A 14,034-nucleotide genomic window follows, 5' to 3' on the forward strand; every position below is an offset into this window, starting at 1 on the left:
AAGTCATTGTGTGAAAGCTCTAGGACTGGTAAACCTTCACCGAACAACCTTCCCTTGGTTCCGAGCAGAAAGTTGCTCACTTATGGACAAAACAAGCTAGTCTAGAGTCCTGGAAATGCTTAAAACTGGGACTTAAGGAGCCACATCTCAAACCAGCTGCTTAGTTAGTCATCCCATTTACATCTTCAGAACTAAAACCAACTGCTTGCGTGTTTGTTGTTCTAGGCAGATAATGGTAGTTTACCCAGATGGGGTTTGGTATAGCCAAACAAAACCGGAAGTCATTGAGCGGATCATCCCAGAACACTTAATCGGCATAATGGTGGTGGAAGCATAAGTCTTTTTAACCCATCCTTTGCCAGAAACTTCCCCGGTTTCTCGTGAACCTCTGATAGAGGCTTAACATCCAAAGGATATAGTAGAGCAGCAGTAAGCGAATGAAAGTGCGGGTGAGTTTTGAGCTAGGGTCATCTTCAGCTAAATACTGAACTTGTCAACCAGAAAGATTATTATTTAATCAGGTTTAATCAGGTTTTTTTAGCCCGCCCCTTTCAAAGCGATATATAATAGCGCATTATAAATACTATTGCTCTCCGTATCCTTACTGGAATTTTGCCATCGAGCTACTAGTAAGATTGAAAGTGACCTTCACTTTTTAGACTTCGAGTCAGCAAGGGCAAGTTAAGTGGGAAAAACAACAACATCCCAATAATCCACCATAGAGGATAACTAATCAAGACCTTGATGGATCGAAGCGCGACAAGTGCCACTGCTATGAAAGAGTCCAGCATGAAAGATCACAAACGACTTCTATTGATTGATGATGACCCTAACCTCATCTTGCTGGTGAAGGATTACTTAGAATTCCGAGGATACGAAGTCATCACGGCCGAAAATGGACGAGAAGCTCTGGATATTTTAGAACATGATGTTCCAGACATGATCATCTGTGACGTGATGATGCCGGAAATGGACGGGTACACTTTTGTGGAACAAGTACGCCAAAATGAACGTACAAGTTGGATTCCCGTTCTCTTCCTCTCCGCTAAGGGACAAAGTGCAGACCGAGTTAAAGGTCTGAACAAAGGTGCCGATGTTTATATGGTCAAACCCTTTGAACCAGAAGAACTCGTAGCACAAGTAGAATCCTCACTAAAGCAAACCATTCGTTGGAAAGAACACCAGACAAAGGGAGGAGAAAATGGTTCCCGTATCCAGGTTCCCTTCGATGTACAGTTAACCCCAACAGAACTGAAAGTAGTCCAGTTTGTAGCTAGAGGTTTAGCTAACCGAGAAATCGCTGAAGAATTAAACGTCAGTCAGCGTACTGTTGAAAGCCATGTTTCCAATATGTTGGGTAAAACCAATTTGCACAACCGTACTGAACTAGCGCGTTGGGCGATTGAAAATCAAATGGCTTAAATATCACATTTTGCTGATTTGGTGGAGTTTTGAGTTATGACACGATAGCTCAAAACTCAATCTGGTAATTTGATATTGACTTCAGTTTTAGAGTTAGTAAATTATGAATTGTGAAGCTAAATTTGGATTTTTTTAATTCAAACTTCATAATTCATAGTTTATGATACAGTCCTCAACCCCTATGTTCCAACCCGGATATCACCTAAAAATATCACTACATCACCTCACGTAAATCTCCTATCTCATAACTGGAAAGGGAATATAGTTTTTCAGGGCTTATAAATCTTTACAGAGCAAAAAATTAATAAAAAGTTAATATTTGGCGATATACGCAAGTTATAGATAAATTATATACGCTGATGTGCTGTGTCTTCAATGCAACTAGTTAATTAGGATCTATTTAGATATTTGTGATTAGCACAGAACTCAGTAGCAGGAAAAAAATTTGATTTCAGATAGAGAGATGATTAATCGTCACAAATTTTACTTGGGGGTAGAAAATTTACATCTTCGATAAAGTTCGATCATGTTTCCTCCAAAGTTAATGCTGTGTAATTGAAATAATGCTTTTTGTCCCGCGTAAGTCTGCGCTTCGCGATCGCTCAACTGACAGATAATAATACTTATCGCCAGAAGCTACTTCATGTAGAGAAAGTTACTCCTATGCGTCAGTGGTCTGCACGTCAAGCTTCCAGATTAAAGAAGAGTGATTACCGCCAAGGCTATCTTGGCCAGAGGAAGAACTAACGATGTAAAAAAATATTCAATAGAACAATTTGGTGAAAGCGATTAGCGTTCATCAGTTTTGAAATTTATCGGTGAGGGTTTTGTTTTGAGATTTTTGGTGGGGCGATAGCCGAAGGCTTAAGCTTCGCTTATCGCAAAGATCATCGAGTTGAGTTGTTAAGCTAGCCAGCAAAACAATTCAATGTCATGTCTAAACTGCTGTATGTGATTGCTGGCTAACTCTGCCCATCACCCGCCGCAGATAACCTCGAAAACAACTTACAGGTAAGCTCTTTTCGGTCGGGTGCATGGGCGTTGTTACACTGCACAATTCCGAGCGATGCTTAAGCAAAATCTTCTCTCAATTTGAAGTTTTCAAAGCCATAATATTTCAGTTGGCAGAGGGGCAAACTAATCTTTTCAATTTGCGAAGAGCAATTTTAAGACTGCTTGAACTTGCTTGCTGAACATCCCTCCAAAAGCTTCTTATCGCTATCGCTCACGTTAGGGTTGTAAGCCAAGTAACCATAAAGATAGTTACACGCTTTAGTAATAAGGAAATCCAAATCAAAATTCCATAGTGTCACTGTTGTGCTATCCCAAGAAGCAAAGCTCCTTCCGTTAAAACTATAGACACCTGTCCTGAAACTGGGATAAAGAGGAACACTATGCAGTAAGTTTCCATTGCTAGTATCCCAGATCTTCAATGTGCTTTCAACTGTTCTTTGTTCATTAATATCAAAAACTTGATTAGTGTCAGTAACAACAAGGATTCTACCGTTAGTGCTGTAGTCATACTGAGGATTGCAACCCCGAAGCGTGTAAAGTAGTCTACCATCCGATGCATCCCATAGCTTCAATATACCCCCACGAGTTGCAGAAGCTAGGCTGGTACCGTTTGGGCTGAAAGCTACTCTTTGCACAGAATCTTCATAAACCCCACCCTTGAGATTAGTTTTTCTGCACTCAAGAGTACAAAGTAATTTGCCATCCGAAACGCTCCACAACTTTACTGTGCCGTCAGCACTACCGGAAGCTAGAGTATGACCATCAGGATGGAAAGCTATGGAGTATATATTTCCGCCATGCCCTTCCAGCGTCTGTATCAAGCTGCCATCCGCAGTACTCCACAGCTTCACTGTCCAATCATAACTAACAGAAGCAAGGATTTCACCATTAGGACTAAAAGTTATGGCTATAACTTGACGAAAATGTCCTTTGAGAGTGTGTAATAGATTGCCATTCACAGCACTCCACAGCCTCACTGTATTATCATCACTAGCGGAGGCAAGAAGACTACCATTGGGACTATACTCAGCTACATTAACATCATGCGAATGTCCCTCCAAGGAGTAAAGAAGACCGCCATTCTGGGTATCCCACAACTTTACTGTACAGTCACAACTGCTAGATGCCAGAGTTTTCCCGTCAGGAGCATAAATTACAGCACTGACATCTTTTTCATGACCTTTAAGAGTGAAAAGGATGCTACCGTTTGAAGTGTCCCACAATCTTATTGTTTTATCTTGACTAGCAGAAGCTAGCATCTTACCATCAGGGCTATAAAGTATCATATTAATAGGCTGATCATGGCCCTCAAGAGAAGAAAATAATTGATTGCCGTTAGTATTCCACAACTTTACCATCTGCCCGCAATCAGCTACAGCAAGACTGCTACCATTAGGACTAAGGACTATAGACACTCTCGACTCATTGGGATGAGCTTTATAATTACCATCAAGAGTACAGAGAAGTGCGCTCTCAAAACTCCAAATTTTTATAATTCGATCACGACTAGCTGAAACCATGAGTCTACCGTCAAGACTATAGACTACAGCATCGACCCGGTCGTTATGTCCCGTTAAGGTTCCAAGCAGACTACCGTCCAACATACTCCATAATTTCACAGTTTTATCATTACTTGCAGAAGCAAGAATACTGCCATCAGGATGGAATGCTATAGCGCTGACAGATTCACTATGACCTTCCAAAGTACAAAGAAGATTTCCATTTAAGATATCCCATAACTTTATCGTATTATCCTGGCTGGCAGACGCAAGGACTCTGCCGTTGGAACTACGAGTGATAGCTGTAACCCAATGACTATGGCCTTCGAGTGTGTGGATAAGGCTGCCATTTGAGGTGTCCCATAGCTTCACGGTTTTATCATAACTAGCAGAAGCAAGGATCGAACCATCAGGAGTATAAGCCAAGTCTAAAACAATATAGCCATGGCCTTCGAGCGTGTGGATAAGGCTGCCATTTGAGGTGTCCCATAGTTTCACGATACTGTCCATGCCCGCAGAGGCAAGGGTCTGTCCATCGGGACTGTAAGTTAAAACGTTAATCTTACGACTGTGACCTTTAAGAATATGATAAGGCTTGCCGTCTGAAGTATTCCAAACCTTTACTATGCCATCAGCACATGCAGAGGCAAGAGTCTTACTGTCAGGGCTATAAGCTATAGTATTAACAACATGATTATGCCCTTCGAGTGTAAAAATCAGCCTACCATTTGAAGCATCCCACAATTTTACAGTATTATCCCAGCCAGTAGAAGCAATAGTTTTTCCATCGGGACTGTAGGCTATAGCATTGATCCACTCACTGTGTCCTTCAAGTCGATTTTTTTCTCGAATATTCTGAAGAGTTTGTTGAAGCTTTAAAGTTACTTCCCAATCGTTATCGGCAGTGACTAGCTTATTCTGCTGTAAACGCTTTCCTGCCTTTGTAATACTTATAAGTGACTCTAACTGTTGATGTTGACTCCACTGCACCTCGGCTATCATGCAAAGTGCCTCTAAAACCTGTTTTTCTTTTTCCGTTTCTTCTGCTATCCAAGTTTCCCAGCTAACTTTGACAAAGTGTTGTACAGCCCTATTTAAATATCCTAATTGCTGATATTTTTCCACACAGTTTAGGGCTGTGTCTAGACGAGCACCGACCAATAGATATTTCGGTTCTTGGTGGTTGGTATACCAGGTAGTGGCATCGATTCGGAGTTGCCGAATGATAGGTAAGTCTTGACGATGCTTGTTGAGCCAATATCGTAGCTGTTGCCAGTGGCGAATTGTGGCTTCATGTGCCAGCTCAGTAACAACAGCATTTGGGTCATTTTCAGTAGGAACTTCATTGGTCACAACTAGACGGGCTTCTACCAGTTTTCCTAACACCTCATCCAACACAGATTCGGGATGTATTTCACTGATTAGCTCTCGCTTCAGTACCTGCCGCCGAGTATCTTCTGTCTCTTCACCAGGCTGCACTAATTCCAAGAAAATGCGCTGAACCAATCCTTGCTTAACCGTTGACTCTGCAAAAGAATCATAGACAGCATTGGCCTGCTTCTCTAGTGCTCCTGCTACTCCGCCAATTCGGTCATAGCCCTCAAACGTGAGTTGATTGTCAATATCAGCATCTCCTGATATGTAGCGAGTATGCCAATCTCGCCATAGCTCCGTTAGCGCATATTCCAGTAAAGGTAGACTTCCAGGAGCTTCTCTAATATGCTCCCTGAGACGATCTTGTAAATACGGAGCCACCCGTAGCCCCACTGTTGCAGCAGGTTTATTAATCACCTCATCCAGTTCGGAATCTGTCAGCGGAGTTATATCTACTCGACAATCCTTAATTCGTTCTGCTAAATTGCCATAGGATTGTTCTAGACATTTTCCCAAAAAATCAGCTCTTAAGGTAATAACTAAGCGTAATTGACCTGCCAGAGTATCAACCGCTTCAAACAAACAATCTAAAAATTCTTTCCGCTCTTGCTCTTTCTCTTGGCTACCGCGACAGAGAGTAAAAATCTCTTCAAACTGATCTACCACTATAACTACAGGCTGTTCATAGTTCTCTTTTATAAGATCTACCAACGCGGCTGCACCTCGTGCTTTGAGGTCAGCTACCAACGCGGCTGTACCTTGTGCTTTGAAGTCAGCTAGGAAACTGCTCAACAGTGCTTCTCCTTTCTTCTTAGTTTGGAGCATTTTTTCGATAAATACCCCTGCTAAGTTCCTTAAAGGACTTTCCCCTGGTCTGATAATCGGTAAAATGTCCCAAGTTTCGGTACCAGAACGTCTTTTTCCCTGCTGAAGTTCATAGAGCAAACCCGCTCTGACTACAGAAGATTTGCCGCTCCCAGATGGCCCTAACACTGCTAAAAAGTTGTGCTCATAAATTTGAGCTAAAAGCTCATCTGTCAGTACCGTGCGCCCAAAAAATACTTTGACATCTTCTGGCGTGAAGTCAAAAGCATTCAATGCTCGGTAAGGACAAACATCAACCTGCAACTCATTTAACCCTTCTAATGAGGTGCTGCCTGCGTTGATGTAGGTTAGCTCAATAGGTTCCCCCACATTGAGGAATAGAGAGCGTTGCGGATACTTTTTCCGTATATTTTTAAGGTACTGGTTTACAAAAGCACATAGAGCCAGTGTATCGACCCATTGTCCTGGAATCCTCTCAGGATTTAGCCCTTGCAACAGACCATCCGTCAGAACACTGTAAGAACCACTCGTTAGCTGATAGGCTAATTCAATCTCTTGAGACGCAGCCACAAAACAGCGACTATATCCTGATTGTTCCCCTGGATTGGCATCATTAACAGCGATTAGTCCTCCACTGTGGCAGCAGTCTAACCATATAATTTGGCGTTTTACCGGACTGTCTCGTAGTAGGGCAGATAAGTTTGTCAGAGGATAGCCCCATTTGTTAATTTTTGGATCTGTATCACTCGTTGCTAAATAGCTTTTGCGTTCAAGGTCATCATAAATACCATGCCCAGAAAAATAGAATAACCCTGTATCACTATAAGTTGTACCCCTGGGGTCGAAATGCCGAACTAAAGCTTCTTGCAGTTGTCGAAGCGTGACCGGGCTTGTCTTGCCTGTTTTTAGCCCGTCATTGGCTTTGTCTTTCACCTCTGGCAAGCGTTCAACCCGGAAAGGGTAAAGGCTGGATTCTAGCTGTTGGGCGATCGCTTCAGCATCTCTAGCAGGAGCTTCTAAGTTTTTTAGACCAGGATAATCGTAAGTATTAATACCTACAGTTAAGGCACTTCGCCCCATACTCTACGCCGCCTCAGCAATACCTGGGTGTATTATACTTTAATCTAGCTATATTCACGTAACTATTCACTCCCCCCTGCAAAATCGTCGAAACCCTTGATTTCTCGTTGAGAAGTAGGGAGATGTGAACGGTTACACATTCATCTTCAAACTCTGACCTATCAAGCTCTTTACCTCCATGAAAACCAAACTGTCCCCCCTGTTCATCGATAAAGATACAGTTGTTTACATTGAAATCACTGAAGATGTAGAAGCCATAGATGGAGCCACAGTTTTATCAACTTCAGAGGTTGATGAAGAAGAGGAGGAAGCTGCCAATAAAAAGGGTATCAAAGAGGATTTTCAAAAGCACATTAAGGATCTACAAAGCACTATTTTTGCTTACACAAACTATAGTCTTGCTGCTTTCAAAAAAGTAGCAATGGCTAATGTAGACAAAGTAACTTTGGAGTTTGGTATCGAAATTGGTGGTGAAACAGGTATCCCCTATGTTACGAAGGGCACGGCCAAAAGCAATCTTAAGATCCAGGTTGAATGTTCGTTCACAGATAATGATAATAAGCAAGGTTAGTCGTAAAAGCTAGAAAAATGGGGTTAAGTCTTCATTACTGGAGTGGTTAGGTGCTAGTTACTTTGGCAGTATAACTATTACAATTATTAGGAGTAGCCCCTTCAAGGTGTTGTGCAATGAAGGGTTAAGCACTGCAAAACCCCTCATCCCAACTTTTAAAACTCCGCATTTTCTGGTGTACGTGGAAACGGAATCACATCTCTAATATTTCCCATTCCTGTCATAAACTGCACTAATCTTTCAAACCCCAAACCAAAACCAGCATGGGGAACTGTACCATAACGACGTAAATCTAAATACCACCACAAATCTTCTGGGTTCATACCTTGGGCTAAAACCCGTTTTTCTAACACATCAAGCCTTTCTTCTCGTTGAGAACCACCAATAATTTCGCCTATTTTCGGTGCAAGAATATCCATAGCGCGGACGGTTTTTTCATCGTCACTCAACCGCATATAAAAAGCTTTGATTTGTGCGGGATAATCTGTGACAATTACAGGCTTTTTAAAAAGTTGTTCTGCTAAATATCGTTCATGTTCTGATTGCAAATCTGCACCCCAACTGACAGGATAATCAAATTTAACATCAGCTTTTTCTAAAAGTTTAACTGCTTCTGTATAAGTTAAACGTTCAAATTGATTGTTAATCATATTATTGGCTGTTTCTAAAACAGTCTTATCAATACGTTCGTTGAAAAATTCCATGTCTTCAGGACAGGTTTCTAAGACATATTTAAAGATATATTTGAGAAACTCTTCCGCTAAATCCATATCACCTTCTAAATCACAAAAAGCCATTTCTGGTTCAACCATCCAAAATTCTGCTAAGTGACGAGATGTGTTGGAATTTTCAGCCCGGAATGTGGGGCCAAATGTATAGACATTAGTAAAAGCCATGGCCATAATTTCGGCTTCTAGTTGTCCGCTTACTGTTAAATAAGCAGGTTTACTAAAGAAGTCTTGGCTATAATCAATTTCTTGATTTTCGGTGCGAGGAACTTTCTTTAAATCCAAATTAGTAACGCTAAATAATTCCCCTGCACCTTCGCAATCACTAGCAGTAATAATGGGAGTATGCACCCATAAAAATCCTTTTTCTTGGAAGAATTTGTGAATTGCTGTTGAACAAGCATTTCTCACTCGGAATACTGCACCAAAGGAGTTGGTTCGAGAACGCAAATGTGCAATGGATCGCAGAAACTCAAAGGAATGACGTTTCTTTTGTAGAGGATATGTATCGGGATCAGCATCTCCGTAGACTTTGACGCTATCAGCTTTTAATTCTATTCTCTGTCCCTTCCCTTGGGAAGCAACAAGTACACCTGTTACTTCTACAGAAGCACCAGTATTGATTTGTTTTAATATTCCTTCGTAGTTTGGTAAATCTTGATTAATGACAATTTGTAAATTACCTAATGATGAGCCGTCATTAACTTCCAGAAATGCAAAGCCTTTTAATTCGCGTTTTGTTCTTACCCACGCTTGAATTACTAAAACTTCTTCTGGTTGACCGGTTTTTAATATTTCTGCAATGCGACGATTTACCATTTTCTACAATTTGTATTTTGTCAATGTATATAATCTTAATTTTAGGAAAAATTAGTGGTTTCAGCCAATCGAAAATCTAAAATTGGGATTACCCAGCACAAGATTTTAATAACCAGCCTATAATTATACCTAAACCACCAAAGCGGACGGATTGCCAAAAAGGTCTTTTCAGAGTACTCCAAGTAAATAACTGGCTTTCCAAATTAAGCTCTAGCGCCTCTAACTGTTTTTCGATGCGCTTTAACTCTGACTTAATTTCTGGGGGCTGTTTTTTATTTTGTTTGAGATTTTTTAATTCTTGTTGCCATTGTGCCTTTTGTTGTTGATCTCGTTGCACTTGGGCATATCTTTCTTTCAATAATTGTAGTGAAGTTTCTACTTCTGCTAGTTCCTGTTCAAAGTCTGGCTGCTGGTTTTCCTGTAAATTAGTCATTGGTGATTGGTGATTGGCTATGATGATTAAATCATAACTATTAGTTTTTACTCACCACTTAGTCTTATGTCTCTAACTAGTCAACTGAATGACATCAGCACTCTAGAACTGGCTCAAGCCCTGATAGAAAGGCTAAGTATCTCTCCTGATGATTGGCATCGCCTCAAATCTAACCGTAATGCCCGTGCTAGTGAACAAGTAGCCGCTGCTATGGTATTTCTCCTCAAAGACCAGCCTCAAGAAGCTCAAGCAAGATTAGAACAGGCTATTGGTTGGTTAGATAAGTCAATTTCTGCCCCTCCTTGTGAAAGTCACGGAAAAAAATGAGGGAGAGGGGACTGGAAAGAGTATTGATCTTCTGCCTCCTTCACCTTCGCAAGGACAAAAGACGACGGGCTTCTATTTGTTTGCAAAGCCGTAATTCTGTACCTTTACGGTTCCACTCTACCTGATCAAAGATGAGATGCAGAAGAGACATACCTCGACCACTTTCGGCTTCATCGGGTGGTAAATAGTCTGTAGGATCGCTATCGCTATCAGGTGAGGGAGTGAAGCCACTCCCTTGATCTGAAATAATCCACCAATATTGATTATCTATTAGGGAAAAACGAACTACTACTAATTTGCCAGGATCGAGATTATTGCCGTGTTTAGCTGCATTAACTAGGGCTTCTTGAAGTCCTAATCGCAGTTCTGCTTGTAATTTTGTGGGAACATCTGCCAGTAGTAAATCTAATATTGGACAAAGATAAAGAGTTGAGGCAAAACTAATAGTGCCCCAATTACGTCCGACTGGACGGAGGGAAATGGTAATCACAAGAGAAACCCCGTAGCTTTTAGTTAGCTAGACATTAGTTTGGTGTCACAAGCACCCTAATAATCATTGAGGTGGTCATACTGCCTTCAAACTTGAGTCTGTAAAACTAAATTTTAAAAATGCTAGGGAGCATTGACTCTAAATATTATGAGTGAAAATTGGTTTGTTAAAAATTGGCTGTAATTTTACTGCTAATGCAGTCAACAACTTAGAAGTTGCTATTAATTATAAATGGGTATATAAATATCCCTCTTTATTGCCGCTTAATAATTTACACAATTTAATTCACCTTTAAGAGTCCATGCAACTTCAATAAAAAAAGAATGTCTATTTTTAGCTCAATTCTATTTTAGCATTATTACCATGCACTAGACTACAAATTTCTTATTTGAGTTTTTATTGGGGGTTTACTGACTCTCATTCACAGGAGATCGCACTAGAAATGCGGCAGCTTCCACATGAGCCGTCTGAGGGAAAAAGTCTGCGGGCTGTACCCTGGTGAGATTGTATAGTCCATGTTCACAAAGTAATTTGAGGTCACGGGCTAGGGTGGATACTTTACAACTGACGTAAACAATCCGAGAAGGTTTCAAGTCAAGTAAGGTTTTGATGACGTTAGCTTCACATCCTTTGCGTGGCGGATCAAGTAATACAACATCTGGTATAATGCCTAGATTTGGAAGATTTTTTTCAACTGCGCCTATTTGAAATGTAACATTATTAATTTCATTGTGTGTGGCGTTGAGAATGGCCTGTTGTATTGCGGTTGATTGGACTTCTAAGCCGATAACTTGGTGGGCTTGTTTGGCTAGGGGTAAAGTCAATGTGCCGATACCGCAGTAGGCATCAACTAGAACTTCATGACCTTGCAAATTGAGTTCTGACTGAATTACTTGTAATAGGGACTCTGCGGTTTCTGTGTAGACCTGAAAGAATGTGTCTGGAAGGATTTTAAATTCTAGTCCGGCGAATATTTCGCGCAGGTAAGGAACTCCGGCTATGCAACGTGTTTCTGAACCAAAGATAGCATTTGTGCGATCGCTATTTCGATTCAATGATACCCCTACCAATTGGGGATATCTCTCTAACCATTCTTGGGCTTGGGTTTCAATTCCAGGTAATTTCCAATCTTTCACTATCAATGTCAGCAGCATTTCTCCGGTTCTGCGACCAATGCGTAAACCCAAATGGCGAATTAACCCGTGGTGACGACGTTCGTTATAAATTGACCAACCCTGCTTCTGGATATCTAACTTCACCTCAGCCAGCAGGGGATTAAAGCGGGAGTCTTGAACTGGACATTGATTCAAATTAATTAATTGATGGCTACCCTTTTGGTAATAACCAGCTTGTACCTGACCTGTAGATGAGATTCCCATCGGATAGGTAACTTTGTTGCGATAACCTAAGGATGCCTCAGCTGCCAATACCCGATCTACAGGTGGGTCAACAAAACCGCCGATACGTTCTAAAGCTTGAATGACTTGATTGCGCTTGGCTATTAATTGGTAATTGTAATCAATGTGCTGCCACTGACAACCGCCACATTTGTCAGCCACAATACAATTTGGTCTAATCCGCCCTGGAGATCGTTTGAGAATTTCCTTGAGCGTAGCCTGGGCATACTTGGTTTTAACGTGTACAAGTCTAACAAGAGTGCGATCGCCCGGTACAGTATCTGGAACAAAGACCACACGCTGCTCAGAGCGCCCCACACCATCGCCCGTATCACTCAAATCAGAAATTTCAACTTCAATTACTTCACCCTGTCGCCAAACATTATTAGTCATTAGTCACTGTGAATTGGGCATAGGCCATAGGGAATTGTGTACTTATCTACTGAGGTTCCCCGGCTTACCCATCTTATCACTCAAAAATATCTCTTCACTTGTGTACCTAAGACTCGCTAAACTAACAAATAATAATATCTCGCGTGATTGCATAATCATGACTGTAATTAGCCAAGTTATTCTCCAAGCCGACGACGAACTGCGCTACCCCAGTAGTGGTGAACTCAATAGTATCAAAGAATTTTTGCAAACTGGTCTACAGCGGACAAGAATCGTCTCTACTCTTGCGGAAAATGAAAAAAAGATAGTTCAGGAAGCAACCAAAAAACTTTGGCAGAAGCGCCCTGACTTTATTGCCCCCGGTGGTAATGCTTACGGAGAAAAGCAACGTGCTTTATGTATCCGTGATTTTGGCTGGTACTTGCGCCTGATCACTTACGGCGTACTTGCTGGCGACAAAGGACCAATTGAAAAGATTGGTTTAATAGGCGTGCGGGAAATGTACAACTCTCTAGGCGTTCCTGTCCCAGGAATGGTGGAAGCTATCACTTCTCTCAAACAAGCCTCCTTGGATTTATTGAGCGCTGAAGATGCTGTCGAAGCAGCCCCTTACTTTGATTACATCATTCAAGCGATGTCCTAATACACCTTGTATTAGTTCTATGAATAGACTTTCAGTCTACTAGGGTGATGATCAGACACAAGTACTCGATCTCAATAAAATTCCTCATTTGAGGATACCTTCCCCACACTTGGTAGTGGCTATGGCAAAATATTTGTCAAGTTATTATCTAGTTGTGGGGATATTTTATACTCTGTAATTACGATTAAAGACAAAAAACCGACAGGTATAAAGCTGTCGGTCATTAGTGTGTTCCCTATTAATGACTCGGCTAGAGTTCAGTTATAGGTAATTATGTCAATATGCTTACTATTAGAGGAGGATCTTCATCATATAATAATTGTGATTATAATCATGTTTTATTGTGATTACAATCACTAATTTATTACCGAAAAAATGTATTCACTTCAACAATTGATTTGATTTAGGATTGTTATATCAATCTCAATACTTTTTAAACTAATGCAAAAAAACCTAGAACTTGTGAAAACTGTTATTATCTTCCATCAACTGTTGTCAACATTACTTTGTGCTTCTAAGTAAATATGTGATTGGGCTTAATCATCAAAAAGGTAATTTCAACAACAAGCATCTAAATATATTTTATAATAGTTTCCTTTCAGTTTATTCATCATTTTGTACCTATTTCTAAAAGTTGTTCTGTTGAATCATCTCCTTTTGATTCATCTCTAATATTAAAGTAGTAAAAAAGATTAGCAACTGTTAAATCGGAGGCTTGTTGTAAATTGGATGTAACTAATGTTCTATATCCAGAAATTGCGGCTTGTTGACTCACATAATTTTCATACTTTCGTTTGGATTAGATAAGTTGTAATAATTGCTTGTTCAATATTTTAGCAACAGGAGGATTAATTTGCATTATCTTCTTCCCATTTATCTGGTTTAAATTATCGCAAGTTCGGCAAAAACCAACTGCTTAATTATCAATTATTAACTCAATTACTATGTCAACCTCTTATCTTAGTGACTGGAGTTTAGACTAAAAACAGAGATATAAGTTACAACTACTGAGAAAAGAT

General features: G+C 40.5%; 11 protein-coding genes. 5 read left to right on the top strand and 6 right to left on the bottom strand.

Going from position 1 to position 14,034, the window contains the following annotated elements; all coding sequences use genetic code 11:
• The first annotated feature begins 744 nt into the window (after window positions 1–744).
• Together VB713_RS11160 and VB713_RS11165 are read left to right on the top strand one after the other, a co-directional pair.
• Entirely contained in the window at window positions 745–1,422 is a 678-nt protein-coding gene (locus tag VB713_RS11160; RefSeq protein ID WP_015217478.1) for a response regulator transcription factor, read from the top strand.
• Between the two features lie 570 nt (window positions 1,423–1,992).
• Window positions 1,993–2,169 (top strand): hypothetical protein, encoded by a 177-nt coding sequence (locus VB713_RS11165; RefSeq protein ID WP_323311628.1) that lies wholly within the window; start codon window positions 1,993–1,995, stop codon window positions 2,167–2,169.
• 419 nt (window positions 2,170–2,588) lie between these two features.
• On the opposite strand, the gene VB713_RS11170 is transcribed toward VB713_RS11165, so the two are convergent.
• A complete protein-coding gene (locus VB713_RS11170) occupies window positions 2,589–7,214 on the bottom strand; it encodes a caspase family protein (protein ID WP_323311629.1) in 4,626 nt (1,541 codons plus the stop codon).
• 178 nt (window positions 7,215–7,392) lie between these two features.
• Between VB713_RS11170 and VB713_RS11175 the strand changes: the two genes are divergently transcribed.
• A complete protein-coding gene (locus VB713_RS11175; protein WP_190659361.1) occupies window positions 7,393–7,785 on the top strand; it encodes a CU044_2847 family protein in 393 nt (130 codons plus the stop codon).
• A 155-nt stretch (window positions 7,786–7,940) separates the two neighbouring features.
• On the opposite strand, the gene asnS is transcribed toward VB713_RS11175, so the two are convergent.
• A complete protein-coding gene (gene asnS / locus VB713_RS11180) occupies window positions 7,941–9,332 on the bottom strand; it encodes an asparagine--tRNA ligase (protein WP_323311630.1) in 1,392 nt (463 codons plus the stop codon).
• Between the two features lie 88 nt (window positions 9,333–9,420).
• Window positions 9,421–9,765: a hypothetical protein gene (locus tag VB713_RS11185; protein WP_323311631.1), complete on the bottom strand. Its 345-nt coding sequence runs from the start codon at window positions 9,763–9,765 to the stop codon at window positions 9,421–9,423.
• A gap of 66 nt (window positions 9,766–9,831) precedes the next feature.
• Between VB713_RS11185 and VB713_RS11190 the strand changes: the two genes are divergently transcribed.
• Window positions 9,832–10,092 (top strand): DUF6439 family protein, encoded by a 261-nt coding sequence (locus VB713_RS11190; protein ID WP_323311632.1) that lies wholly within the window; start codon window positions 9,832–9,834, stop codon window positions 10,090–10,092.
• 40 nt (window positions 10,093–10,132) lie between these two features.
• Here VB713_RS11190 and VB713_RS11195 read toward each other — a convergent pair whose 3' ends face one another.
• Window positions 10,133–10,582, bottom strand: coding sequence for an ATP-binding protein (locus VB713_RS11195; RefSeq protein WP_015217483.1), 450 nt, complete (start codon window positions 10,580–10,582; stop codon window positions 10,133–10,135).
• 407 nt (window positions 10,583–10,989) lie between these two features.
• The gene (rlmD, locus tag VB713_RS11200; protein WP_323311633.1) at window positions 10,990–12,372 is read right to left on the bottom strand and encodes a 23S rRNA (uracil(1939)-C(5))-methyltransferase RlmD; all 1,383 of its coding nucleotides are present in this window, start codon (window positions 12,370–12,372) and stop codon (window positions 10,990–10,992) included.
• Window positions 12,373–12,529: 157 nt separating this feature from the next.
• Here rlmD and VB713_RS11205 point away from each other — a divergent pair, with 157 nt between their 5' ends.
• Entirely contained in the window at window positions 12,530–13,015 is a 486-nt protein-coding gene (locus VB713_RS11205) for an allophycocyanin subunit alpha-B (protein WP_323311634.1), read from the top strand.
• A 610-nt stretch (window positions 13,016–13,625) separates the two neighbouring features.
• On the opposite strand, the gene VB713_RS11210 is transcribed toward VB713_RS11205, so the two are convergent.
• Window positions 13,626–13,790 carry a hypothetical protein gene (locus tag VB713_RS11210; RefSeq protein ID WP_323311635.1) on the bottom strand — a complete coding sequence of 55 codons (165 nt, stop codon included), beginning with the start codon at window positions 13,788–13,790 and terminating at the stop codon, window positions 13,626–13,628.
• Window positions 13,791–14,034: the final 244 nt, after the last annotated feature.

The organism is Anabaena cylindrica UHCC 0172, from assembly GCF_034931625.1.
Taxonomy (GTDB): domain Bacteria; phylum Cyanobacteriota; class Cyanobacteriia; order Cyanobacteriales; family Nostocaceae; genus Anabaena; species Anabaena cylindrica_A.